Genomic DNA, 25,215 nt, shown 5'->3' with positions numbered 1-25,215 from the left:
CCTTCAATCTGGTGTCGTCTTCCGCGGATAGAGGACTATATTGCCGGTCGGAAGGGCAGAACGCTCTTCGCGGCGGAGCGGCGCAACGCTTCAAAATTCAATCGAGCAGGAGGACGGCATGCAGATCAATCGTACAGCTTCGGCCCATTGGTCAGGTGGTCTCAAGGACGGAAAAGGTCAGATCACGACCCAGAGCGGCGCGCTGAGCAATTATCCCTACGGCTTTGCAAGCCGCTTCGAAGGCGTTGCCGGTACCAATCCGGAAGAGCTTATCGGTGCTGCCCATGCAGGCTGCTTCACCATGGCGCTGTCGCTGATCCTCGGCGAAGCCGGACTGAAGGCTGACCATATGGAAACCTCCGCCAAGGTGACGCTGGAAAGCGTGGAAGGCGGCTTTGCCATCACCGCCATCCACCTGTCGCTGTCGGGCAGCATTCCCGGCGCCGACCAGGCAAAATTCGAAGAACTGGCCGGGATGGCAAAAGCCGGCTGCCCGGTTTCCAAGGCTCTTTCTGCGGTTCCGATCACGCTCGACGTCAAGCTCGTCTGATCCTTCCAGCCTTTCTCGATCTGATGCCGCAGCCTGCCCGGGCTGCGGCATTATTGTTTGCATCGCAAAATCATTGACAAGTGAAGGATGATATTTTACGACTGACGAAATTCAAAATTCGTCAGTCGTAAATATCGGGCCTGAAACCATGAATGACCTCGCGGAAACCACGCTGGACGTCACACGGCAGGAAAATATCACCCGCATCCTGGATGCGGCCGAGCGGCTTTTCCGCCACTACGGCTATTCCAAGACGACCGTCGCGGATGTGGCCCGCGACCTTGGCATGTCGCCTGCCAATATCTACCGTTTCTTCGCCTCCAAGGTTGAGATCCACCAGGCGATCTGCGGACGCATGCTGGCGATGAGCTATGAGCTTGCAGCCAATGTCTGCCGTCAGAAGATCAGCGCTTCCGACCGGTTGCGCCAGTACGTGCGCAGCCAGTACCAGCTGACGCTCGACACCATGCTCGATCAGCAGAAAGTGCATGAGATGGTGATCGTCGCGATCGAACGCGACTGGCATGTCATCGAGAAGCACATCGACTCCATTCACGCATTGATTGCCGACGTTATCCGCGAAGGCATCGCCTCCGGTGAATTCGCCGACCAAGACCCCGAGGTCGCCTCCCGCTGTTTCGGAGCGGCGACCATCAATCTCTGCCACCCGCAAATGGTTGCCCAATGTCTTGCCAAGACAAACCGTGCGGCCGTGGACGAACTGATCGAATTTGCGATCAGGGCACTTAGAAAATAAGCGCGGCCAACGTCGCCCAAGAAAACCCTAGATAATCAGGAGTGCGAAAGATGTTTTCGCTCAAGACCTTCAGCAATCGCGTGCCGTCCGTCATGAGCCTCGCGCTCCTTGGTGCGGTCGGGCTCGGCGTTGCCGGCTGCACGGAAGAAAAGGCAGAGGTCAAGGAAGTCATCCGTCCGGTCAAGGTGGTCGAGATCGCCAAGGCCGGTGATACCCGTACGCTCGATTATTCCGGCTCGGTGAGGGCGCGTACGGAAATGAACCTCGGGTTTCGTGTCAACGGCAAGATTACCGAACGTCTCGTCGATATCGGCGAACGGGTAAAGCCCGGCGATATCCTCGCCCGCATGGACTCGACCGATTACGAACTCGCCGTGAAGACCGCCGAAGCCAATCTCACTGCTGCCGAAAAGGCGGTTGAAACCGCCGATCTCGTCAATCGTCGCGCCGAACAGCTCTTCGACAAGAACGTCGCGCCGAAATCGCAGGTCGAGCAGGCGTCTCTCAGCCATGATCAGGCAATTTCGACTCGCGATGCTGCCGTCTCTGCGCTCGATCAGGCGAAGAATCAGGTGAGCTATACCGAGCTCAAGGCCGACCACAATGGCATCGTGACCACCATCAATGCCGATGTGGGTCAGGTCGTCGGCTCGGGAACGCCTGTCGTCACCGTCGCTGTCGACGGCGAGAAGGAAGTGCAGATCGCGGTGCCTGAAAACGATATCGCCCAGTTCAAGCCGGGCAAGACCGTGAAGGCGGGTTTCTGGGCCGATAGCAAGCTGGTGCTTGACGGCACCGTTCGCGAAGTCTCCGGCAGCGCCGACCAGCAGTCCCGCACCTTTGCAGTACGTGTCAGCCTGCCGAATGATCCTCGTGTACTACTCGGCATGACGGCGTCCATCGAGGCCAACGTCAGCAATAGCGATAGCTATGTTTCCATTCCGCTGAGCGCATTGGCGCAGAAGGACGGCAAGCAGGTCGTCTGGACTGTCGATCGTGGTACGGAAACTGTTCACGTCAGGGACATCGAGGTCGCGGATTTCACCGGCGATGGCGTGCGCGTCACCAAGGGGCTCGATAGCGGCGATCTCGTCGTCGCCGCCGGCACGCAATTCATGAGCGAAAACCTGCAGGTCAAGCTTCCCGACCAGCAATCGGCTTCGGCTGAAACGGACGCAGCCGTCCGCTGAACGGCCAGGGAGAGGGGACAGGATCATGGACAACGCCACTACGGAAAAGCGCCCGTTCAACCTTTCGCGCTGGGCAATCGGTCATCCGAGCATTGCGCGCTTCCTTTTCGGGCTGATCCTCATCACGGGTGTGCTCGGCCTGACCCGCATGGGCCAGAAGGAAGACCCGGATTTCACATTCCGCGTTATGGTGGTGCAGGCGCTCTGGCCTGGAGCATCGCTGCAGGACATGGAAGATCAGGTCACCAACAAGATCGAGCGCAAGCTGCAGGAAACCCCGCATCTCGACTGGGTGAAGTCCTATACGCGGGCAGGCAGCACGATCATCACCGTGCAGGTGAAGGGTGATACGAATTCGGCTGATGTTGCCGACGCCTTCTATCAGGTGCGCAAGAAGGTCGGCGACATCAACAGCGATTTGCCGCAAGGTCTGCTCGGCCCTTATTTCAACGATGAATTCGGCGACACGTTCATCACGCTGCATTCGATCAGCGGCGATGGCTATTCCTATCCGGAACTGAAGAAGTTCGCGATCCAGGCGCGCGACATGCTGCTGACGACGCCCGGTGTAGAGAAGGCCGTCATCATCGGCGACCAGCCGGAAAAGATCTATATAGACGTCTCCTCCAAGGCGCTTGCCGAACGCGGCCTGACGATCCCCGATCTGCAGAACGCCATCAAGGGCCAGAATGCCGTCGATCCGGCAGGCAATGTCGATACGGGTCTGCGCTCGGTGCGCATCTCGGTCGAGGGCAATGTACACAAGGTCGAAGACATCAGGGAACTGCGCCTGCGCTCCGGCAATCAGGTGACACGCCTCGGCGATATCGCCACCGTCACGTCCGGGCTCGAAGACCCCTATCAGCGCAAATATCGCTTTAACGGTCACGATAGTGTGCAGGTCGGCGTCGTCATGGCCAAGGGTTACAAGGTCACCGATGTCGGCAAGGATGTTGAAGCGACCTACAAGCGCTTCGAGGACTCGCTGCCCTACGGTGTCGCCGTCGATCAGATCTCCAACCAGCCCGATGTCGTGACAGATGCGGTCAGCGAGTTCATGCATGCGCTGGGCGAAGCCCTTGCCATCGTGCTCGTCGTCTCGTTCCTGTCGATCGGCTGGCGCTCGGGTCTTGTCATCGCCATCGCCATTCCGCTGGTCCTGGCTGCGACGTTTGCCATCATGTACGAGCTCGGCATCGACCTGCAGCGCATTTCGCTCGGCGCGCTCATCATCGCGCTCGGCCTGCTGGTCGATGATGCGATGATCGTCGTGGAAATGATGGAGCGAAAGCTCGAGGAAGGCCTTGTCAAGATCGATGCAGCGAGCTTTGCCTATTCCTCGACCGCCTTCCCGATGCTGACGGGTACGCTGATCACGACCGCCGGCTTCATTCCGGTCGGCTTTGCGGCATCGACGGCCGGCGAATATGTGCGTTCGCTCTTCTATGTCGTCGGCATCGCGCTGGTGACCTCATGGTTCGTGGCGGTCTATTTCACGCCGTGGCTCGGCTACATGATCCTGAAGCAGCGTCACCATGCGGGCGAGCATCACGACGTGTTCGACACGCGCTTCTATCGCGGCCTGCGCCACACGGTGGGCTGGGCGGTGCGCCATCGCGTCATCGTGCTTGCGCTGACGCTCGGCACGTTCGTCGCGAGCCTCTGGAGTTTCCAGTTCATTCCCCAGAACTTCTTCCCGCAGTCCTCGCGTCCGGAAATCCTCGTCGATCTCTGGCTGCCCGAGGGGACCAGCATCAAGGAAGTGGAAGTCCAGGCCAAGGCGCTGGAAGCCAAGATGATGGACGATCCGGACAAGAAGTTCATCGCCACCTATATCGGCGAAGGCGCGCCGCGCTTCTTCCTGCCGCTCGACCAGCAACTGCGCAACCCGAACTATGCGCAGCTCCTGATCATGGCGAATGACGAGCCAGCGCGTGAGCGTCTTATTACCAAGCTCCGGACGATCCTGGCGGAAGACTTCCCGTCCGTCCGCGGCAAGGTCGACCGTCTCTTCCTCGGTCCGCCGACGGGCTGGCCGGTGCAGATGCGCGTCATGGGTCCGGATCGTGCGGAAGTGCGCAAGATTGCCGATCAGGTGAAGGACCGCTTCACCAGGGATCCGATGCTCGGTGCCATTCATGACGACTGGCTCGAGCCGGTGCCTGCCATGAAACTGGTCATCGATCAGGATCGTGCCCGTGCTCTCGGCGTCACTTCGCAGCGTGTCCGCCAGATGCTGCAGGCCGCCATGTCCGGCGCACCGCTCGACGATTTCCGCGATGGCGAGGAAACGGTTTCGATCGTCGCTCGCGAGCCGGATGCGAACCGATCACTGCTCTCTGCCGTCAATTCGGTTTATGTGCCGACGGATTTCGGCGGCTTTGTCCCGGTCTCGCAGATCGCCAAGGTCGTGCCGTCGATGGAGCAGGGTGTCGAATGGCGGCGCGACCGCCTGCCCACGATCTCGGTGCGGGCAACGCTGCCTGACGGCGTCCAGTCGAACGACGTTGTGACCAAGCTCTACAACGACATGAAGGACCTGCGCGACAGCCTGCCGGCCGGGTACAAGATCGAGATCCAGGGCGGAGCCGAGGATTCGGCTGAAAGCCAGGCCTCGATCGCCGCCAAGGCACCGATCATGCTCGTCGTCATCATGATCCTGCTGATGGCCCAGCTGCAGCATTTCGGCAAGGCGATGCTGGTCTTCGCCACCGGTCCGCTCGGCATCATCGGCGCGGCTTCGGCCCTGTTGATCAGCGGTGCGCCCTTCGGCTTCGTGGCGATCCTCGGTGTCATCGCGCTGCTCGGCATCATCATCCGCAACTCGATCATCCTCGTCGACCAGATCGACCAGGATATCAAGGCGGGCATGCACCGGCAGGAAGCGATCGTTGGTGCTGCGGTACGCCGCTTCCGGCCGATCATGCTGACGGCGCTGACGGCCGTGCTGGCGCTGATCCCGATCTCGCGTGGCGTCTTCTGGGGTCCGCTCGCCTACGCCATGATGGGCGGCATCCTCGTCGCCACGGTACTGACCATCCTCGTACTGCCGGCCGGCTATGCCCTGTTCTTCGGCCGCGAACCGAAGGCCAGAAATGACGAACATGCCAATGCCAACCAGGAAGAGGCGGATGGGACCATTCATCATCCGCCGGCATTGGCAGCCGAATGAGACAATGGCGCGGTCGAGGCCGCGCCATTTTTTGTTTCAGCTCATCTTTTATTTCAGACCACTAGTTTCGTCAGGTTGCCGGTTGTCTCCGGCGGCCTCGACGTCTGCGGCAGTAGCGCGAAGGCGCGCGAGAAGACGATGGCCTGAACGGGAGTAAAGATCGCCCTATATTCATTGGAGGGAGGATCTGACTGTGGCCGATTACCGTTTGGAAGCGAGCTGGAGTCCTGTCGAAGGAAGCTTTGGACGCTTTACCTTCACGCTCTTCAATCTTTCCGCCGAACCGCTCTCCGGTTTTACGCTCGCCTGTACGTCCCTCACCCGCGTGGCGGACGTGCACGTGGCTGAAGGCGCCACGCTCAAGCGGCGCGTTGCAAATTTTCACGAATATTCTCCGCCCGAGGGTCTCATCGTCAAGCCGGGCGGCAGCTGGCGGTTCACAATGGAAGGGCTGACGAATGGCCCGAAGCATGTCACGGCCGGCATCAAGTCCGCCTACCTCACACTTGGCGATGGCCGGCATGCACCCGTCAGTTTTGGCGATCTGATGCTTGATGGCATGGAACAGGGGGCGTTGCCGGAGCTTCTGCCGAAGGGTGAAGTGAGCGAGCCATATTCGCTGCTGCCCTGGCCCTTGCACCAGGCGTTACGGCCGGGCGATATGCCGCCCATCGCACTCTATCCGGCAGCCGGCACCAGTGCCAAGAATACCAGGGCCGTGGCGAAAGTGCTCGCGCTTTACCAACGGCTCTTTCCTGACGACGACGTGCCTTTCGCGCTTCAGCCGGTTGAGGGGGGACGGCAGATCCGCTTCAAAGGGGAATCCTCGATCATGGATGCGGCCTACGAACTGCGTTTCACGGGGAAGGAGATTATTCTTGGCACCGACGATGCGAGCGGCCTGCTTTATGGGTTGATCAGTCTTGCGCAACTGCTGCACGGAGCACGTCACGAGCCGGAAACCTTCCAGTTTCCGGTCTTCGGCACCATCGCCGATCAGCCGCGTTACGAATGGCGCGGCTGTCATCTCGACGTCAGCAGGCATTTCTACCCGGTTGCAGATGTCAAACGGCTGATCGATATCCTTGCCTGGAACAAGCTCAATATTTTCCACTGGCATCTGACCGACGACGAAGCCTGGCGGCTGGAGATCAAGGCCTATCCTGAGCTTACAAAGATCGGTGCCAAGCACGGACCTGACGAAGTGCTTCTACCGCAATTCGGCGACGGCGCGGAGCCTCATTCGGGATTTTACAGCCAGGATGATGTCCGGGAAATCGTTGCTCATGCGGGCATGTTGCGTGTCGACGTCGTGCCGGAGATCGATATACCCGGTCACAGCACCGCAGCACTGCTCTCCCTGCCACAACTCGTCGAGCGACAGGAAGCGCCGGGCGGCTATCGCCCCGAGCCGAACAATCCCAACAATGCGCTCAATCCGGCGGTCGAATTCACCTACGAGTTCCTCGGCAAGGTGTTCGACGAGATGCTCCAGCTCTTTCCGTCCCAATATATCCATATCGGCGGGGATGAGGTGCCGCACGGTTCCTGGCTTGCCTCGCCGCTCTGCAAAATGCTGATGGAGCGTGAGAAGCTCGCAGATACGGCCGAACTGCAATCCTATTTCCTCCGGCGGATCAAGGCGATGCTTGCCGAGCGCGGCAAGAAACTTGTCGGCTGGAACGAGGTCTCACATGGCGGCGGTGTCGATCGCGACGGCACGCTGCTGATGGCCTGGGAGAAGCCGGAGGTCGGTATCGAGCTTGCGGGTGAGGGCTATGATATCGTCATGACGCCTGGGCAGGCCTACTATCTCGACATGGCGCAGGGCGAAGACTGGGGAGAGCCCGGCGCGGGCTGGGCCGGCTTCACGCCACCGGAAAAGACCTATGCCTACGAAGCCGAAGGCGAATTGCCGGAGGAGCTCAGGGAGCGGATGCACGGTATCCAGGCCTGCATCTGGGGCGAGAATTTCGCCTCGCGGAGCTATTTCAACCGGCTGGTCTTTCCGCGGCTGTCGGCCGTCGCGGAAGCAGCCTGGACGCCCTTTCTGCGAAAGGATTGGCTGCGCTTTGCCGCGATCGTCCGGATGTGGCCGACGCTTTAGAAATCTGTTCTGCCGCAATCCAAAGTCGCGGCAGGATTTTATTGGAATTGCGCTATGCGGCTTCGGCCTTGAGGCCCAAAAGGGCAGCACCGATCAGGCCCGGCTCGATACGGCATTCGCTACGCACGATCAACGGGCGGTCGAATTTACGCAAGATGCGGGCGCGCACCGCATGATCCAGTTCCGCCAGAAGCGGCTCGACATTCGAGAGGCCGCCGCCCACGGGCACGATGGTTGCGCCTGTGATGTTGATCGCGAGCGCCAGCGGCGAGGCGACGAGATCAACATAGACGTCGATCGTGCGATTGGCCTTTTCCTCGCCGTTACGCCAGTCGGTGATGATTTCCTCGCTGGAGAAATCGCGGTCGTGCAGCGTTTTATGCAGGCGTTCCAGACCCCGAGCACCGCCGACGGTATCGACACAACCTTTCTGGCCGCAGCCGCAGGCATAGGCGGGGATGGCGACCGGCGGAGTGCCGGCATGTGATGCGATGATCGGGCCATGGCCCCATTCGCCGGCAAAGCCGCCTGAGGCATTGATGAGACGACCATCCGAGACGACGCCGCCCCCGACGCCCGTGCCGAGAATGGCGCCGAAGACGATGCGGTGGCCGCGACCGGCGCCAAGTTCGGCTTCCGCCATGGCGAAACAATCGGCGTCATTGGCGATCAGTACGGGCAGGCCGAGCTCGCGCTCCAGGTCGGCGGCAAGGTTGCGGTCGTGGATGCAGGGGATATTGGCGACGATGAGGCGCTGCGTATCCGGGTCGACAACACCGGCAATCGAGAGCGCAATACGCGAGGGGCGCTCGCCAGCCTCGGCGATGAAGCTCCTCAGTGTCTCGACGAAGGCCGGGAAATCATCCTTCGGGGTCGGGCGGCGGCCAAGCGGTACGATGTCGGATTCCGAACGCGCAATCCCGCCCTTGATGGCGGAGCCTCCGATATCGAATGAAATAATCATCTGATGCCTGCAAATTGTCTGTGCTTGGCGTCTGCTCGCACTCCTGGCGGCGAATTACAAGGATTATTCGATAAATGAATTAAGGCTGATCCCCATCAGGCGACAATTTCGTCCGACAAGGTCATGCTATTGGCATATTGCATGGGCAAGCTCTGCACCATTCACCCTTCCGACGCCGGATTCATGACAATCGAAAATACCGAAACTCGCAGAACCACCGCCCGCAGGCCGCGTCCGAAAGGCCGGCGCCTGTCCTCTATCCTGCGACAGATGGCGGCGGATCGAAGCCGCGAACGCGTGTCGATCGGCGACCTGTTCCAGACGATGGGCGACCGGGCGATCGGCGCGCTGATGCTGATTTTTGCGCTGCCGAACGCTTTTCCGACGCCGCCGGGCACCTCGTCGCTGCTCGGAGCACCGCTGATCTTTCTTGCCGCCCAGCTTACCTTCGGCCTGAAGCCGTGGCTGCCGAAGGCGATTGCGGCGCGCTCCATGCGGCGGGAGGATTTCGAGACGATCGTCGGGCGCATTCACCCCTGGCTCGCCTGGGCAGAGCGCATGCTGCAGCCACGATTGAGCATTTTCGTCGAGCCGCCGGCGGAATATCTGGCGGGCTTCTGCTGTCTGGTGCTGGCGATTGTTCTCGTGCTGCCGGTGCCGCTTGGCAATATCCTGCCGGCGATTGCGATTTCGCTCTTTGCCTTTGCGATTCTCGGTCGAGACGGACTGTTTTCACTTCTCGGTTTTGCGGTGACAGCCATCTCGCTCGTCGTTGCCGGCGGGGTGATCTACGGTCTCGTCAAGGCGGCCATCTACATCGTCATGCGGTGGTTTGGATAAGGAAGCGACTGCTTGCTTTTTCAACGCCCTCGACATTTGCCCGATTTTTGTTTTGATCTGCGCCAGATAGACTCAAAAAAATTAATTGGCGGCGATAGATGGTAAAAAGATCGGAGACATCAGGGCGGCTGGACGATGCGGCGCGCGCCGGCTGGCTTTATTATGTCGCCGGTCGCACACAGGATGAAATTGCATCCGCCATGGGTATTTCGCGCCAGTCGGCGCAGCGGCTCGTTTCGCTTGCCGTGGCCGAACGGCTGATCAAAGTGCGGCTCGACCACCCGATCGCCGCCTGCCTCGAACTTGGAAATCAGCTGCGCAAGAAATTCGGTCTGAGGCATGTCGAGATCGTTCCCAGCGATCCGGGTTCATCGTCGACGACGGTCGGAATTGCCGAGGCGGCTGCCTCCGAAATCGAGCGCTGGCTGAAACGTCCAGATCCGATCGTACTTGCCGTCGGCACGGGGCGGACGCTGAAAGCGGCTGTCGACCAGCTGCCGGCGATCGAATGTCCCAACCACCGGATCGTGTCCTTGACGGGCAATATCGCCCCTGACGGTTCGGCCGCTTACTACAACGTCATCTTCAGCATGGCCGACGCCGTCAAGGCGCGGCACTTTCCGATGCCGCTGCCGGTTCTCGTCACCTCGGCGGAGGAGCGGGAGCTTCTTCACGGCCAGCAGCTCGTGCGCTCGACGCTGGCAATCAGCGCGCAGGCGGATGTAACCTTCGTCGGTATCGGCGAACTCGGCATCGATGGCCCGCTCTGCGTCGATGGTTTCCTGGAAAAAGACGAGATGATGGAGCTGATGCGTGGGGGCGCGGCAGGCGAGATCTGCGGCTGGATTTTCGACGCCGACGGAAAGCTGCTCGACAACCCGATCAATGAACGCGTCGCATCCGCTCCGATCCCGCCACGCGATTCCTCGACTGTGATCGGGATCGCCAAGGGAAAACGCAAGTTCAAGGCGATCCGAGCTGCCATCACTGGCCATCAGGTGAACGGTTTGATTACCGACGAAGAGACTGCTGAGTTTTTGCTCACTAGCTGAGCAAAAATATTTCCTTTTTGGTTCAATAACATAACTCGATTGTTCGGCATCGCAGCAACGATTGCCAATTGACAAATTTTTCCCTTTGATGAGTAATTGCCCATGAGCAAAGCGAATGCTCACACTCATCTTCTGGGAGGAAGATATGACATTGAGAACTCTCCTGCTGGGCGCCTGCTCAGCAATGGCGTTTGCCGGCATGGCTTCGGCCGAGACGCTGACGATCGCGACCGTGAACAACGGCGACATGATCCGGATGCAGAAGCTGACGGATGATTTCAAGGCGAAGAATCCCGGCATCGACCTTGAATGGGTAACCCTCGAAGAAAACGTACTGCGCCAGAAGGTCACGACCGACATCGCGACCAAGGGCGGCCAGTACGACGTGCTCACGATCGGCACCTATGAAGTTCCGATCTGGGCGAAGAAAGGCTGGCTCCTGCCGCTCGACAACCTCGGCGCCAATTATGACGTGGACGATCTGCTGCCGGCCATCCGCAGCGGCATCAGCCAGGACGGCAAGCTCTATGCAGCTCCGTTCTACGGCGAAAGCTCCATGGTCATGTACCGCAAGGACCTGTTCGACGCCGCCGGCCTGAAGATGCCCGACGCGCCGACCTGGGACTTCATCGCAGATGCTGCGAAGAAGGTGACCAACAAGGACAAGGAAATCTACGGCATCTGCCTGCGCGGCAAGGCCGGCTGGGGCGAAAACATGGCCTTCCTGACGGCTATGTCGAACTCTTTCGGCGCTCGCTGGTTCGATGAACAGTGGAAGCCGCAGTTCGATCAGCCCGAGTGGAAGGACACGCTGACCTTCTACGTCAACCTTATGAAGGAAGCCGGCCCTCCCGGCGCTTCTTCCAACGGTTTCAACGAAAATCTGGCGCTCTTCCAGACCGGCAAGTGCGGCATGTGGATCGACGCAACGGTTGCTGCTTCGTTCGTAGCCGATCCGAAGCAGTCGCAGGTTGCCGACAAGGTCGGCTTTGCGCTGGCTCCGGACAAGGGCCTCGGCAAGCGCGGCAACTGGCTCTGGGCCTGGAACCTCGCCATCCCGGCAGGCTCGCAGAAGACTGAAGCAGCAGAGAAGTTCATCGCCTGGGCAACGAGCAAGGACTACACCAACCTCGTCGCCGAAAAGGAAGGCTGGCTGAACGCACCTCCCGGCACCCGCACCTCGCTCTATGCGAATGCCGACTACCAGAAGGCCGCTTCCTTCGCGAAGATGACACTCGATAGCATCAACTCCGCTGACCCGACCAAGCCGACTGTCAAGCCGGTTCCCTATGTCGGTGTCCAGTTCGTGGCGATCCCGGAATTCCAGGGCATCGGCACGGCCGTCGGCCAGCAGTTCTCCGCGGCTCTCGCCGGCCAGATCTCGGTCGACCAGGCTCTGCAGAGCGCGCAGCAGCTGACCACCCGCGAAATGACCAAGGCGGGCTACATCAAGTAAAACCTCCTGAGAACGTACGGAATGTCTGACATTCCGCACCTCTGGGTCGCCGATTGCCCGAACTGCATCGGCGGCCGCTTTTTTCAAAGCTGTTTCTCAGCCGTTTCCGCTTCAGATCAGACCGGTGGTTTGCCATGGCAACGTTTCACACTCGCTCCGCAGCACGTTTTATGATTGCACCGTCCGTGGTGCTGCTCTTCGCGTGGATGATCGTCCCGCTCGCGATGACGATTTACTTCTCCCTGCTGAACTACAATCTGCTCAACCCGGGTATGGAGAGTTTCGTCGGTCTCTTAAACTACCAATACTTCCTCACCGACCCTGCCTTTTTCGCCGCGCTCATCAATACGCTGGTGCTGGTTGCCGGCGTACTGGTCATCACCGTGGTCGGCGGTATTCTCTTTGCACTCCTGCTCGATCAGCCGATTTATGGCCAGGGCATCGTACGCATCCTGGTCATTGCGCCCTTCTTCGTCATGCCGACGGTGGCGGCCCTTGTCTGGAAGAACATGTTCATGAACCCGGTCAACGGTCTCTTCGCCTATATGGCAAAGGCTGTCGGCCTGCAGCCGATCGATTGGCTGGCCACCGTGCCGCTATTCTCGGTCATCCTGATCGTCGCCTGGCAGTGGCTTCCCTTCGCCACGCTCATCATGCTTACCGCGCTGCAGTCGCTCGATGAAGAGCAGAAAGAAGCCGCGGAAATGGACGGCGCCGGGGCGATCTCGAAATTCATCTACATCATCCTGCCGCATATGGCCCGCGCCATCACGGTGGTGATCCTGATCCAGACGATCTTCCTGCTTTCGGTCTTCGCCGAAATTCTGGTCACCACCAATGGCGGCCCCGGCACGCAGAGCACCAACCTCACCTATCTCGTCTATGCGCAGGCGCTGCTGCAGTTCGATATCGGCGGGGCTTCTGCGGGCGGTATCGTCGCGGTCGTGCTTGCCAATATCGTTGCGATCTTCCTCGTGCGCCTCGTCGGCAAGAATCTGGAGGCTTGAGATGGCTAGAAAGGTTACCACCCAACGCAAGGTCATCATGACCGCGATCGCCTGGGCGCTCGGCATCCTGATCTTCTTCCCCATCCTCTGGACATTCCTGACGAGCTTCAAGTCGGAGGCCGATGCCATCGCCTCGCCGCCGCAGTTCCTGTTCTTCCACTGGACCACGGAGAATTATTCGGAAGTGCAGAGCCGTTCCAACTATCTCAGCCACTTCATGAATTCCGTCGTGATCTCCTTCGGCTCAACGCTGATCGGTCTCATCATCGCCATTCCTGCCGCCTGGGCCATGGCCTTTGCGCCGACCAAGCGGACGAAGGACGTGCTGATGTGGATGCTGTCGACGAAGATGATGCCGCCGGTCGGCGCGCTCATCCCGATCTACCTGCTGTTCCGCAATTCCGGCCTGCTCGATACGCGCACCGGCCTGGTGATCGTGCTGACGCTCATCAACCTGCCGATCATCGTCTGGATGCTCTATACCTATTTCAAGGAAATTCCCGGCGAAATCCTCGAAGCCGCCCGCATGGACGGCGCCTCGCTCGTCAAGGAAATCGTCTACGTGCTGACGCCGATGGCCGTGCCCGGCATTGCCTCGACGCTGCTCTTGAACATCATCCTTGCCTGGAACGAAGCCTTCTGGACGCTGAACCTGACGGCCTCCAAGGCCGCACCGCTGACGGCGTTCATCGCTTCCTATTCAAGCCCGGAAGGCCTGTTCTACGCCAAGCTTTCGGCGGCTTCGACCATGGCGATCGCGCCGATCCTCATCCTCGGCTGGTTCAGCCAGAAACAACTTGTCCGCGGCCTGACCTTCGGCGCGGTGAAATAAGATCATAGGGAGAGAAACATGGGCAGCATTACCCTTCAAAAGGTTTCGAAGGTCTTCGGCGAAGCCAAGGTCATCCCTTCGATCGATCTCGATATCCGGGATGGCGAGTTCGTCGTCTTCGTCGGCCCGTCCGGTTGCGGCAAGTCCACTCTGTTGCGGCTGATAGCCGGCCTCGAGGATGTCTCGGGCGGCAAGATCGTCATCGACGGCAAGGACGCGACCGAGAAGGCTCCGTCCGAACGGGGTCTGGCGATGGTCTTCCAATCCTACGCGCTCTATCCGCATATGAGCGTGCGCAATAACATCGCCTTCCCGCTGAAGATGGCGGGCATGGACAAGGCAGAGATCGACCGCAAGGTGGATGATGCCGCCCGCGTGTTGAATCTCGGCGACTATCTGGATCGCAAGCCGCGCCAGCTTTCGGGCGGCCAGCGTCAGCGTGTCGCCATCGGCCGCGCTATCGTGCGCCAGCCTTCAGCCTTCCTCTTCGACGAGCCACTGTCGAACCTCGATGCTGCGCTGCGCGTCAACATGCGCATTGAAATCAGCGAGCTGCACCAGCAACTCAAGACGACCATGGTCTACGTCACCCATGATCAGGTGGAAGCGATGACCATGGCCGACAAGATCGTGGTGCTGAACAGGGGTAATATCGAGCAGGTCGGTTCGCCGCTGGAGTTATACCGCAGCCCGCGAAACCTCTTCGTTGCGGGCTTCATCGGCTCGCCCAAGATGAATTTCATCAAGGGGCAGAATGCTGCGCAGATGAATGCGCACACGATCGGCATCCGTCCCGAACATGTGCTGCTGTCGACCGAAAGCGGCGACTGGAAGGGCAGGGTGATGGTGGCCGAACATCTCGGCTCCGACACGTTCCTGCATGTCGATGTCGAAGGTATCGGGATGGTGACGGCGCGCAGCAACGGCGATTTTGCTTCCAAGGCCGGCGACACGGTCTACCTGACGCCGGACAAGACGCGTATCCATAAATTCAATGAGAGCGGCCTTGCTATCTGAAGCGACCGCCGGCTGGGGGCAGACATGCGGAGCGGACAATCTCGTCCGGCCCGTGCTAACGGGAGGGCTTAGGGCTCTTTCGAAAGACCTTCAAGAGGACTGAAACATGACGTGCAAACTATCGCTGGCAACGCTCAACGAGGCGGCAAAGACCGCGGCCATTCCGGCTTACGATCGGGCGTCGCTGAAAGCCGGCATCGTGCACTTCGGCGTCGGCAATTTCCATCGCGCCCATCAAGCGATCTATCTCGACGATCTCTTCAATGCCGGCAGCGACCATGATTGGGCAATCATCGGCGCCGGCGTTCTGCCCTCAGACGCGGCCATGCGCGACAAGCTTGCCGCGCAGGATTTCCTGACGACCGTCGTCGAGCAGGACAATAACAGGACGGCGGCGCGTGTGACCGCGCCGATGATTGATATCCTGCCCGTCGGCGAACCCGACGTCATCATCGCCAAGCTCGCCGATCCCTCCATTCGCATTGTCTCGATGACGATCACCGAGGGCGGCTATTTCATCGACGCCTCGGGCAAGTTCAATCCAGCGCATCCGGCGATTGCCGCCGACGGGCAGAACCCGTCTGCGCCGCAGACCGTCTTTGGACTGATCGTCGCGGGTCTCAAGGCACGCAAGGAAAAGGGTATCGCACCCTTCACCGTCATGTCCTGCGACAACATTCCTCATAATGGTATCGTCACCGCGAATGCGGTTGTTGGCACGGCGAAGCTCTCCGATCCGGCTTTTGCGGACTGGATCAAGGCAAATGTCTCCTTCCCGAACGGCATGGTCGACCGCATCACGCCGGCCACCAGCCAGCGCGAGATCGATTTCTTGAAGGAGAATTTCGATATCGAGGACAACTGGCCGGTCTATTGTGAAGAATTCAAGCAGTGGGTGCTGGAAGACAAGTTCCCGATGGGGCGTCCGGCACTCGAAAAGGTCGGCGTCACTTTCGTACCTGACGTCACGCCCTATGAGCACATGAAAATCCGCATCCTCAACGGCGGCCACGCGGCGATCGCCTATCCGGCGGCGCTGATGGATATTCATTTCGTGCATGAATCGATGGAAAACGATCTGATACGTGCCTTCCTCGCCAAGCTCGAAAATGAGGAAATCATCCCCATCGTGCCGCCGGTGCCGGATACGTCGCTTGCCGATTATTTCAAGCTGATCGAGCGCCGCTTCCTCAATCCCAAGATTGCCGACACGATCCCGCGTCTGGCGCAGGACGGCTCCAACCGTCAGCCGAAATTCATCCTGCCGTCGACGCTCGACAATCTCAGCCAGGGCCGGGATGTCGTCGGCCTTGCGCTCGTCTCTGCGCTTTGGTGCCGCTACTTCTTCGGCAAGAGCGACAGCGGCAAGGAGATCGTCTTCAACGATGCCAGCGCCGATCGCCTGCATGAGGCGGCCGTCAAGGCAAAGGACGATCCGGCCGCCTTCCTCGTCTTCGACGATATTTTCGGCGAAGTGGCGAAATCCGATGTTTTCCGCAAACGTTTCGCCCATGCGCTGAAAACCCTGTGGGAAAAGGGCACGAAGGAAACGTTGCAGCTCTATCTCGACGGCAAGCTCGCGGTGTAAGAAATCCTGATGGCGGCGTTTCAGCCGCCATCCCGGCCTTGCGTACAAAGCAGGACGGTCTCTTCCGAACTGAACTCAGGTTGGGTCTTCCATGGCTGATGCGGAACCACGGCTGGTCATTTTCGATTGCGACGGCGTACTCGTCGACAGCGAGCCGATTTCGATCTCCGTTCTCGTCAAGGCGATGGCCGATCTCGGCGTGACGATTACCGAGGACGAGGCCTATGAGCGTTTCCTCGGCAAGAGCCTGGCAACTCTGATCGACATATTGGAGACGGAGTTCAACGTGCATGCCCACGAGGAATTCCTGGAAGGCATCCGCACCAGTCTCTACGCCCGATTCCGCACCGAGCTGAAAGCCATGCCAGGCATTGGCGAGACGATCGATGCACTTGGCATTCCCTGCTGTGTCGCCTCGTCCAGCCAGGTCGAACGGATCAGGCTGTCGCTCTCGGTCACCGGGCTCTTGCCAAAGTTGCCGAACATCTTCAGTGCCAGCATGGTCAAGCGCGGCAAGCCGGCGCCGGATCTCTTCCTTTATGCTGCCGACCAGATGCGTGTGGAGCCGCGTGACTGTGTCGTTATCGAGGACAGTCCGGCAGGTATTGCTGCAGCCAAAGCGGCGGGCATGACGGTCTTCGCCTTCACTGGCGGCTCGCATGCAAATTTCGCTGGATATCGCGAGGAACTCGATCGTCTTTCGCCGGAAGTCGTGTTTGACGCCATGCCGGAATTGATACAACTTGTCCGCAAACAAAAGCTGGACGGGACTCAGCATTGATGCGTGATCATGTGGTTGCGGTGGATATCGGCACGAGCAGCGCACGCGCCGGTGTCTTTGACACGCATGGCCGCCTGCTTGCCAAGGCTGAACATCCAATCCTCATGAACCGGCCGCGCGAGAACCATGCCGAGCATGATTCCGAGGATATATGGTCGGCCGTTTGTATTGCCGTGCGTGCAGCCTTGGGCCAGTCCGGCATTGAGGCTGCCGCAATCGGCGCGATCGGTTTCGACGCCACCTGTTCGCTTGTGGTGCGCGATACCGAAGGGAGGCAGATCAGTGTTTCCACCAGCGGTGAGAGGCGCTTCGATACGGTCGTCTGGCTCGATCACCGGGCGCTGAAGGAGGCAGATTTCTGTACGGCGACGAAGCATGAAGTGCTGGAACATTCCGGCGGCGTCATGTCGCCGGAAATGGAAATGCCGAAGCTGATGTGGCTGAAGAAGGAGCTGCCGGCGACCTGGGCGAACACCGGATACCTTTTCGACCTTGCCGATTTCCTGACGTGGAAGGCAACCGGCTCGCTTGCCAGATCCCGCTGCACGCTGACGGCCAAATGGAATTATCTAGCCCATAAGGAAAGGGGCTGGCAGGGAGACTTCCTGAAGCAGATCGGTCTTGAGGATTTGCTGCTTCGTGGCAGGCTGCCGGAAGACACGGTGGCGGTTGGAGAAAGCGTCGGCAAACTGACGCCGGATGCTGCCGAAGCGTTGGGCCTGACCACCGATTGCCATGTTTCGGCCGGGATGATCGATGCCTATGCCGGCGCGCTCGGTACACTCAGCGGTTATGCCGGCGATCCGGAGAAGCTCGAGCAGCAGCTTGCGCTCATTGCCGGGACATCGAGCTGCGTCGTTGCCTTTTCCCCCGAGCGAAAGCCAAGCCAGGGAATGTGGGGCCCTTATTACGAAGCGGTTTTTCCGCAATCGTGGCTCGTCGAGGCCGGTCAATCCGCGGCCGGTGCACTCCTTGATCATATCGTGCGCATGCACGCGGCCGGCGCTGAGCCAACCGCGGCGCTGCATCAGAAGATCGTCGCCCGCATCGCGGAACTGAGAGCAGAGGCGGGTGACTCACTCGGCGCACGGATCTTCGTCCTTCCGGATTTTCACGGCAATCGGTCGCCATTGGCTGATCCGCATGCTGTCGGCGTCGTCAGCGGGCTGACGCTCGATACGTCCTTCGACGGTCTCTGTGCGCTCTATTGGCGGACCGCCATTGGCATTGCGCTCGGTATCCGTCACATTCTCGAAAAGATGAGAGATCACGGTTACATGCCGGATACGCTGCATGTGGCTGGTGGGCACGTGAAGAACCCCATTCTGATGGAGCTCTATTCGGATGTGACGGGTTGCAAGGTCATCGTGCCTGACATGAACGAGGCGGTCCTGCTTGGCACCGCGATCGCTGCATCAGTTGCCTGCGGCTCGCACAAGGATTTGGCGGCGGCGGGGAGGGCGATGTATCCCGGCGGCTCCGAGCGTCTTCCCAACAGGAGCAAACAGGCGCTTTACGACCGCGACTATCGCCGCTTTCTCGCGATGTACCGCCACCGGGCTGAACTGGAAGCGGTCGAATAATTCAGCGGTTAGCCGTTTCCCCAAGGATGGTTGCAAATTCCACCATGCGCCGGCGGCGTTGGCTTGCCTCTTCGCCGGCGTTCAAAATAACTGCCTCGGACAGGCAGTCGAGCAAGGCGATCAGCGGCGGCAGGTTATCCATATCAGGCGCGCGGGCAGGCGGTAAGGGCAGGACGACATTCGATTGTTCCGGCAGCCAATCTGCATGCTGAGCGGAAATCAGAATCACTTTGTAACCGTAACGCCGGGCAGTGCGCGCAAGCAGCCGTGACCTGGCGAAGCGCCGACAATCGATGATGACGAGCACGGCATCCTCGACGAAGGCACGGGCGAAAAGCTCCGCGAAGCGATTACCTGCGCCATCGATCGCACGCACACTGTCGCGAGCCTGGGTCAGTCGCTGGCAGAAATGGCTGGAGAAGCCCGACAGTCTTGCGTGGGTGGCGACGAAGACCTCTTTGGATGCGCCGATCATCGCGACGGCTTCGCCCCAATGCGGCTGGGCGGTCAGATGATAGATGTGATGCAGTGCCTGTATCTGCTCCGCCACCAGAACGGCGAGCGGCTTACCATCCGATGCGTCGGTTTGCAGTTCCGTCATCGAGCTCTGGAACTGGACCGGAGAGGTCGTTGCCGTTTCGCGGATTTCCACCTTCACGCTGTCCAGTCCCTGGTAGCCGAGCGCTCGCAAAAAACGGCCCACCGTCATCGGTGAGAGATCAAGCCGGTCGGCAACCGATGCAGCGGTTTCAAACGGCAGGTCGTTCAAATGTTCAGTAAAATATTTCGCGATGCGTCGTTCGGCGGGCGTGCCGGACTTCGCGTATTGCCTAAGCTTGTCTACAAAATCTTCCACGTCGCAGCCTCCCCCATATCCTCAGAGGCTTCCCGTGGATTCGTGGAGCCGAATCCCTGTTTTTTAATATTGTCCGGAAGCTCTTCTTAGGCCCACACGTATATCGAACGTTACGAACTATATATTAGCATGTAATTTTCGACAAGTTTTCTATTCAAGCATGTAATTTTCAACCGACTTGCCGCGAGACCGCGGGCTTCCTACATCACGCTGCGTAACGGAGACGCCAGAGAATGATCCTTGACGCCGCTCGCCTTTCTCTCCTCAACCTTTTTGCGCCGGAGACCCGGTCGGCGTTCTGGAAGGTTCTGGGGCTGACCGTGCTGGTGCTGATCGGCTTGTGGTTCGCCTTGCGCGGCCTGTTCATCAGTCTCGTATTTCCCTGGGTGACCGGGTTCTTTCCCGAGATGCCCGACTGGGCCGGCTGGCTCAGCTTCGTTTTCCTTGTCGCCGCCGGGATCGGACTTGCGCTCGCGCTGGCGCTGCTGCTTTCGCCGGTGACTGCGCTGATTGCCGGCCTCTTTCTCGACGATGTCGCCGAGGTGATCGAGAAGCGGGACTATCCGCAGGATGTGGCCGGCAAGGCCATGCCGCTCGGGCCTGCGATGGCAAGCTCAATCAAGTTCCTGGGGGTGGTGATCGTCGGCAATATTATCGCCCTCTTGCTGCTCTTCATTCCCGGCGTCAATCTCGTGGCCTTCTTTCTTGTGAACGGCTACCTGCTCGGGCGGGAATTCTTTGAATTCGCGGCCATGCGCTTCCGTTCTCGTCCGGAGGCGCGACTGTTTCGCGCCAAACATGGTCCGACGGTCTTTCTCGGTGGCCTGGTGATTGCACTCTTTCTGGCGATCCCTATCGTCAACCTGCTCACGCCTCTCTTTGCCGCCGGCATGATGGTGCACCTGCACAAGTTGATCTCCGCGCGCGATCCCGATTTCCGAGCCTAGCTTTCACGCAGATCCGAACGAAAACCGCGCTACACCGTTGGTGAATTGCTTTAGCCGGGCAGCGCTGCCGCTTCATACAAGGCCGCATATTCGGCGCTTGGCGGGATCGGCTTGATGACGTCGATCAAGACGCCGTTGGGATCGGCGGCAATGAAGTGGCGCTGGCCGAAATCCTCGTCCCGGATCGTGCGCAGGATCGGCAACCCTGCCTCCGCGCAAATGGCGTAAATCGCGTCCACATCCTCGACCTCGAAATTCAGGAGAAGGCCGGAGATCTTTCCGCGGCCGGCGGCCGGGATGGTTTCGTGGCTACCGTCGAGCACGGCAAGCGTCACATGCTCATCCTCGATCGATTGCAGATGGACATACCAGTCGCTTTCGAAGAGAGGCTGGAAACGGAAATGACGGCAATAGAAGGCAGCCGTCCCGGCAACGTCATCCGTCATGATTACGGGATAATAGCTCGTCGATTTCATCGCGTTCCTCTTTCTGGGTTTTACGTACATTCTGTATGTTTTTGTTATTAACATACATGCTGATTGTATGTAAACAGAGATCATGAGTCGCAGTAACCGCGAGAGAACCGAGCAAACGAGACAGGCGCTGATGGATGCCGCGCGCCGGCTTTTCGTCAAGAAGGGATATGCCGAGACGGCGACGCCCGAGATCGTGACAGAGGCTGGTGTAACGCGCGGTGCGCTCTATCATCACTTCGAAGACAAGAAAGCGCTTTTCCGGGCGGTGATCGAAAGGGAGGCGGCCGGTGTCGTCGATGAGATCGAGCGGCGCGCAACGCGGCAAACCGCATCGCGTGAAGCACTGCTTGAAGGCGCTGCGGCCTATTTCGATGCAATGGAAGTGGAAGGGCGAACAAGGCTGCTTCTGCTCGAGGCGCCGGCCGTGATCGGCCTGCCCGCGACAGCACAGATCGACGCGGAGAATGCCGAGGCGACATTGCAGGCTGGGCTCGAAGCCTTGTTGCCACAGGCCAGTGCCAGCGCTTTGCTCGGGCCATTGACGGCCATGCTCTCGGCAGCTTTCGATCGCGCTGCGATCGCCATCGAAGCAGGCGGCAGTCGTGAAGACTATGAGCGGGGAATAGCTGCCCTAGTCGACGGCCTCGCCGATCAGCTGCGGCGGTAGCTCGACCAGCGGCGCCGGGATATCGCTGCTCTTTTCCGGCGATTTGCAGATATCGGCAATCACGCAGCGCTCGCATTCGGGGCGACGGGCCTTGCAGGTATAGCGGCCGTGTAGGATCAGCCAGTGATGAGCGTGGTAGAGATATTGTTTCGGCACCACCTTCATCAGCCGGTCTTCAACCTCGTCAGGCGTCTTTCCGGGTGCGAGCCTGATGCGGTTGGCGATACGGAAAATATGGGTGTCAACCGCCATCGTTGCCTGACCGAAGGCCATTGACATGACCACATTGGCGGTCTTGCGGCCGACGCCCGGCAGGCGCACCAGTTCCTCGCGCGTCTCCGGCACCTTGCCGCCGAACTCGTCGACCAGCATTTGCGAGAGCGCAATGACGTTCTTTGCCTTGTTGCGATAGAGACCGATCGTCTTGATGTAGTCGCGGACCTTTTCTTCGCCGAGATCGAGCATCTTCTGTGGCGTATCGGCGATTCTGAACAGCGCGCGGGTTGCCTTGTTGACACCGGCATCCGTCGCCTGGGCGGAGAGGGCGACCGCCACGACGAGCGTGAAAGGATTGGTATGTTCCAGCTCGCCGCGCGGTTCCGGCCGCTGGACGGAAAAGCGGCGAAAGATCTCTTCGCGCTCGGCCAGCGAGTAGGCTGTCTTGACCGGCACCGCCGGCTTGCGGCGGGTGATCACATTCGAGTTTAGCGACGGTTTGGTATTGGATTTGAGTTTCGGATTGGCCATGGAAAATCTATACTCAGTCGCCATGATGGAAAGCAACGCCGACAGCCGAAACGAGCAGCCTGTTTTTGCGGCCGAACTCTTTCCCTATCGCTCGCTTGGGCGGAAGGGTTTCAAGCTATTGCTCGCCATATCGGGCGCGATCTGCTTCATGTACGGCATGTTCTTCATCGTCACCGGCGCTTGGCCGATCGGCTTTTTCTTCGGCCTGGACTTCGTACTTCTCTACGGGGCTTTCTGGCTGAACTATCGCTCCGGCAGGGTGCGGGAAGAGGTAACTGTTTCGCGTACGGATGTCTCGGTGCGCAAGTTTTCTCCGTCCGGCCGCATGATCGAGCATCATTTCAATCCGTTCTGGACGCGTTTCCTCGTGCGCCGGCATCAGGAGATCGGTATTCTCTCCATGCATATTTTCGGCGAGGGCAAGCGCACGGATGTCGGCTCCTTTCTCAATCCTGACGATCGCGAAAGTTTCGCCAAGGCCTTCAAGGGCGCGCTGGCAACGGTAAAACAGCGTCTCTGAGAGATCACGCAAGAAACGGGTGGTTTGGTTCGCCGGCCTTGATTATCTCCTTTGTAAAGGAGAAAAACGATGAACATGATCGCGAAGCTCGAAACAGACATCACCCCTGATGGACCCGACTACGACACCGTCCGTCGGGTCATTGAACTGATCAGCGAGGAATATCGCGACCAGCCGTCGCTGGAAGCGATCGCCGCGCGGCTGAACCAATCGCCGACGCAACTCCAGAAGACCTTTACCCGCTGGGCCGGCCTTTCGCCCAAGGCCTTTCTGCAGGCCGTCACGCTGGACCATGCCAAGCGGCTCTTGCGCCAGGAAGAAATGCCGCTGCTTGAAACGTCGATCGAGGTCGGTCTGTCTGGCCCGAGCCGCCTGCACGACCTGTTCGTGACGCATGAGGCAATGTCGCCGGGCGAATGGAAGGCGAAGGGTGGCGGACTGACGATCCGCTACGGGTTCCACACATGCCCCTTCGGCACGGCGCTCGTCATGGTCACGGACCGCGGCCTTGCGGGTCTCGCCTTCAGCGATTCCGGTGATGAGAAGGCCTGCCTGGAGGATATGACCTGCCGTTGGCCAAATGCGGAATATGTGGAAGACCGCCAGGCGACGGCGCCTTATGCCGAACGCATCTTCCAGCCGGGCCGCTGGACGTCCGACCAGCCGTTGCGGGTCGTGCTGATCGGAACGGATTTCCAGGTCAACGTCTGGCAGAGCCTTCTGAAAATTCCCTTCGGTAAGGCCGTGACCTATAGCGACATTGCCAAGGACATCGGCCGGCCGACTGCCATGCGCGCCGTCGGTGCGGCAGTCGGGGCCAATCCGATTTCCTTCGTCGTGCCCTGCCATCGCGCACTCGGGAAAAATGGCGCGTTGACCGGTTACCATTGGGGTCTGACCCGCAAGCGGGCCATGCTCGGCTGGGAATCGGCACACGCCTGAACGAGATATACCGAAGCCGCTCAGGCGGCTTCGGCGAGCTCCAGCAATGCCTTTGCGGCACTTTCATCCGTTATGAGCGTATTGCAGCCGATGCGCTTGATCGTTGCACGGATCGCGACGGCACGATGGGCGCCGCCGGAGGACAGCACGATGTGTTTTGCTTCCTTCAGTGTATCGAGATCAACCGACATCACCCGCTGATTGATCGAGTGATCGACGGAATTGCCGTCCTTGTCCAGAAAGTTGAACATGGTGTCGCAGACGCAGCCGGCATCGATCAGCTGCTGCAGCTCGGCCTTTGAAATCCACCCCTCGGAGAGCGAGGTCGAATGCGGACCGATATCGCCGCAGCTGACGATTGCGAGATCAAGGTTTTCCGCCAGCCGGTAGATCGTATCGAGCCCGCATTTTTCGATGAGATTGCGTTTGGTTTCGATAGAATCGACGAGCAACGGGGCGAGAAACATATAGCACTCCGCGCCGAGTTGATTGGCGAGGCGCCAAGTGTAGTCGATTGGATTCGTCTGGTGAACGGCGACGATACCGCCGAGCAGGGAAACGATCTTGCAGTTGTCGCGGCGCGGCGGGCGGAAGCTTGCAAGAGAAGCCGTCATCGTGCGGCCCCAACCGACGCCTATCGTATAATCGTCCGGAATGGCCTCCGACAGGAACTGGCCCAGCGCCAGCCCGACATTCTTTGCCAGTGAATTCACATCACATTTGGCGGGCTCCGGCACGACGATCGCCTCGTCCAGGCCATAGGCCCGTTCCAGCTTGACCGAAAGCTCCACACAGTCGCCGATCGAGTCGTTGATCCAGATCTGTACTTCGCTGCGCTTCATCGCCTCATCGAGCAGCCGGATGACGGTCGTGCGGCTGATCCCGAGCTGTTCGGCAACATCCTTCTGGGTCAGGCCCTCGTTGTAATAGAGCCATGCCGCCCGCAGCCGGAGTGAGGAGGCTTCGGAATAAGCAGTGTGCGTGCCGCGTTTCAGCTTGACCACATCTCCTCCCGCGCCGATTTCGCCCTAGATCTTTGCCATCGATGGCATAAGATTGGGGCATCGGCTTTGTTCCCGCGATAATGCCGGGTGTGACACTTATGTCAATTGAAATGCACAAATGTCCTTGACTTTTCGTTGCGGGAGCGGCGATAGTCATGGT

At 59.6% G+C, this 25,215-nt stretch carries 23 protein-coding genes; 18 read left to right on the top strand and 5 right to left on the bottom strand.

All coding sequences use genetic code 11. From position 1 onward, the window contains the following. Positions 1-118: 118 nt before the first annotated feature. The 5 genes from LVY75_30235 to LVY75_30215 all read left to right on the top strand — a co-directional run bounded on the left by LVY75_30235 (position 119) and on the right by LVY75_30215 (position 7,776). Positions 119-550, top strand: a complete 432-nt coding sequence (locus tag LVY75_30235; protein XAZ23040.1) for an OsmC family protein — start codon at positions 119-121, stop codon at positions 548-550. A gap of 148 nt (positions 551-698) precedes the next feature. Beyond that, positions 699-1,307, top strand: a complete 609-nt coding sequence (locus LVY75_30230) for a TetR family transcriptional regulator (protein XAZ23039.1) — start codon at positions 699-701, stop codon at positions 1,305-1,307. Between the two features lie 50 nt (positions 1,308-1,357). Beyond that, positions 1,358-2,497: an efflux RND transporter periplasmic adaptor subunit gene (locus LVY75_30225; protein ID XAZ23038.1), complete on the top strand. Its 1,140-nt coding sequence runs from the start codon at positions 1,358-1,360 to the stop codon at positions 2,495-2,497. Positions 2,498-2,522: 25 nt separating this feature from the next. Continuing rightward, a complete protein-coding gene (locus LVY75_30220) occupies positions 2,523-5,669 on the top strand; it encodes an efflux RND transporter permease subunit (GenBank protein ID XAZ23037.1) in 3,147 nt (1,048 codons plus the stop codon). Between the two features lie 193 nt (positions 5,670-5,862). Then, positions 5,863-7,776, top strand: coding sequence for a family 20 glycosylhydrolase (locus LVY75_30215; GenBank protein ID XAZ23036.1), 1,914 nt, complete (start codon positions 5,863-5,865; stop codon positions 7,774-7,776). A 52-nt stretch (positions 7,777-7,828) separates the two neighbouring features. Here LVY75_30215 and LVY75_30210 read toward each other — a convergent pair whose 3' ends face one another. Next, on the bottom strand, positions 7,829-8,740 hold the full coding sequence (locus LVY75_30210; GenBank protein XAZ23035.1) for an ROK family protein: 912 nt from the start codon (positions 8,738-8,740) through the stop codon (positions 7,829-7,831). A 261-nt stretch (positions 8,741-9,001) separates the two neighbouring features. Between LVY75_30210 and LVY75_30205 the strand changes: the two genes are divergently transcribed. The 9 genes from LVY75_30205 (at position 9,002) to LVY75_30165 (ending at position 18,896) form a co-directional block, all read left to right on the top strand. Continuing rightward, on the top strand, positions 9,002-9,580 hold the full coding sequence (locus LVY75_30205) for an exopolysaccharide biosynthesis protein (GenBank protein ID XAZ25860.1): 579 nt from the start codon (positions 9,002-9,004) through the stop codon (positions 9,578-9,580). Positions 9,581-9,678: 98 nt separating this feature from the next. Then, complete coding sequence (locus LVY75_30200) at positions 9,679-10,632, top strand: sugar-binding transcriptional regulator (protein XAZ23034.1); 954 nt, start codon at positions 9,679-9,681, stop codon at positions 10,630-10,632. A gap of 145 nt (positions 10,633-10,777) precedes the next feature. Beyond that, the gene (locus tag LVY75_30195) at positions 10,778-12,088 is read left to right on the top strand and encodes a sugar ABC transporter substrate-binding protein (protein ID XAZ23033.1); all 1,311 of its coding nucleotides are present in this window, start codon (positions 10,778-10,780) and stop codon (positions 12,086-12,088) included. Positions 12,089-12,222: 134 nt separating this feature from the next. Next, positions 12,223-13,095 carry a sugar ABC transporter permease gene (locus LVY75_30190; GenBank protein ID XAZ23032.1) on the top strand — a complete coding sequence of 291 codons (873 nt, stop codon included), beginning with the start codon at positions 12,223-12,225 and terminating at the stop codon, positions 13,093-13,095. A gap of 1 nt (position 13,096) precedes the next feature. After that, a complete protein-coding gene (locus tag LVY75_30185) occupies positions 13,097-13,927 on the top strand; it encodes a carbohydrate ABC transporter permease (GenBank protein XAZ23031.1) in 831 nt (276 codons plus the stop codon). A gap of 18 nt (positions 13,928-13,945) precedes the next feature. Next, positions 13,946-14,944 (top strand): ABC transporter ATP-binding protein, encoded by a 999-nt coding sequence (locus tag LVY75_30180; GenBank protein XAZ23030.1) that lies wholly within the window; start codon positions 13,946-13,948, stop codon positions 14,942-14,944. 106 nt (positions 14,945-15,050) lie between these two features. Further along, positions 15,051-16,532 carry a mannitol dehydrogenase family protein gene (locus LVY75_30175; GenBank protein ID XAZ23029.1) on the top strand — a complete coding sequence of 494 codons (1,482 nt, stop codon included), beginning with the start codon at positions 15,051-15,053 and terminating at the stop codon, positions 16,530-16,532. A 91-nt stretch (positions 16,533-16,623) separates the two neighbouring features. Beyond that, a complete protein-coding gene (locus LVY75_30170; GenBank protein ID XAZ23028.1) occupies positions 16,624-17,313 on the top strand; it encodes an HAD family hydrolase in 690 nt (229 codons plus the stop codon). Continuing rightward, a complete protein-coding gene (locus LVY75_30165; GenBank protein ID XAZ23027.1) occupies positions 17,313-18,896 on the top strand; it encodes an FGGY-family carbohydrate kinase in 1,584 nt (527 codons plus the stop codon). Before LVY75_30170 ends, LVY75_30165 begins: the two co-directional genes overlap by 1 nt. A gap of 1 nt (position 18,897) precedes the next feature. On the opposite strand, the gene LVY75_30160 is transcribed toward LVY75_30165, so the two are convergent. Continuing rightward, entirely contained in the window at positions 18,898-19,752 is an 855-nt protein-coding gene (locus tag LVY75_30160) for a MurR/RpiR family transcriptional regulator (protein ID XAZ23026.1), read from the bottom strand. A 233-nt stretch (positions 19,753-19,985) separates the two neighbouring features. On the opposite strand from LVY75_30160, the gene LVY75_30155 reads away from it, so the two are divergent. After that, positions 19,986-20,699 (top strand): sulfate transporter family protein, encoded by a 714-nt coding sequence (locus tag LVY75_30155; GenBank protein XAZ23025.1) that lies wholly within the window; start codon positions 19,986-19,988, stop codon positions 20,697-20,699. Positions 20,700-20,749: 50 nt separating this feature from the next. Here the strand turns inward: LVY75_30155 and LVY75_30150 are convergent, their stop codons facing one another. Beyond that, entirely contained in the window at positions 20,750-21,175 is a 426-nt protein-coding gene (locus LVY75_30150) for a VOC family protein (protein XAZ23024.1), read from the bottom strand. Between the two features lie 82 nt (positions 21,176-21,257). Between LVY75_30150 and LVY75_30145 the strand changes: the two genes are divergently transcribed. Then, the gene (locus tag LVY75_30145) at positions 21,258-21,842 is read left to right on the top strand and encodes a TetR family transcriptional regulator (GenBank protein XAZ23023.1); all 585 of its coding nucleotides are present in this window, start codon (positions 21,258-21,260) and stop codon (positions 21,840-21,842) included. Here LVY75_30145 and nth read toward each other — a convergent pair. Next, positions 21,807-22,589 carry an endonuclease III gene (gene nth / locus LVY75_30140; protein ID XAZ23022.1) on the bottom strand — a complete coding sequence of 261 codons (783 nt, stop codon included), beginning with the start codon at positions 22,587-22,589 and terminating at the stop codon, positions 21,807-21,809. The two genes, LVY75_30145 and nth, sit on opposite strands and share 36 nt — an antisense overlap. A 22-nt stretch (positions 22,590-22,611) precedes the next feature. Between nth and LVY75_30135 the strand changes: the two genes are divergently transcribed. Together LVY75_30135 and LVY75_30130 are read left to right on the top strand one after the other, a co-directional pair. Further along, entirely contained in the window at positions 22,612-23,109 is a 498-nt protein-coding gene (locus LVY75_30135) for a DUF2244 domain-containing protein (protein XAZ25859.1), read from the top strand. A 69-nt stretch (positions 23,110-23,178) separates the two neighbouring features. Continuing rightward, positions 23,179-24,051: a bifunctional helix-turn-helix domain-containing protein/methylated-DNA--[protein]-cysteine S-methyltransferase gene (locus tag LVY75_30130; protein ID XAZ23021.1), complete on the top strand. Its 873-nt coding sequence runs from the start codon at positions 23,179-23,181 to the stop codon at positions 24,049-24,051. Between the two features lie 20 nt (positions 24,052-24,071). On the opposite strand, the gene LVY75_30125 is transcribed toward LVY75_30130, so the two are convergent. Continuing rightward, positions 24,072-25,055: a sugar-binding transcriptional regulator gene (locus tag LVY75_30125; GenBank protein ID XAZ23020.1), complete on the bottom strand. Its 984-nt coding sequence runs from the start codon at positions 25,053-25,055 to the stop codon at positions 24,072-24,074. Positions 25,056-25,215: the final 160 nt, after the last annotated feature.

This window comes from Sinorhizobium sp. B11 (genome assembly GCA_039725955.1).
GTDB lineage: Bacteria > Pseudomonadota > Alphaproteobacteria > Rhizobiales > Rhizobiaceae > Rhizobium.
Note: the sequence above shows the minus strand (reverse complement) of the source record. Positions and strands in the feature narration are given on the sequence as shown.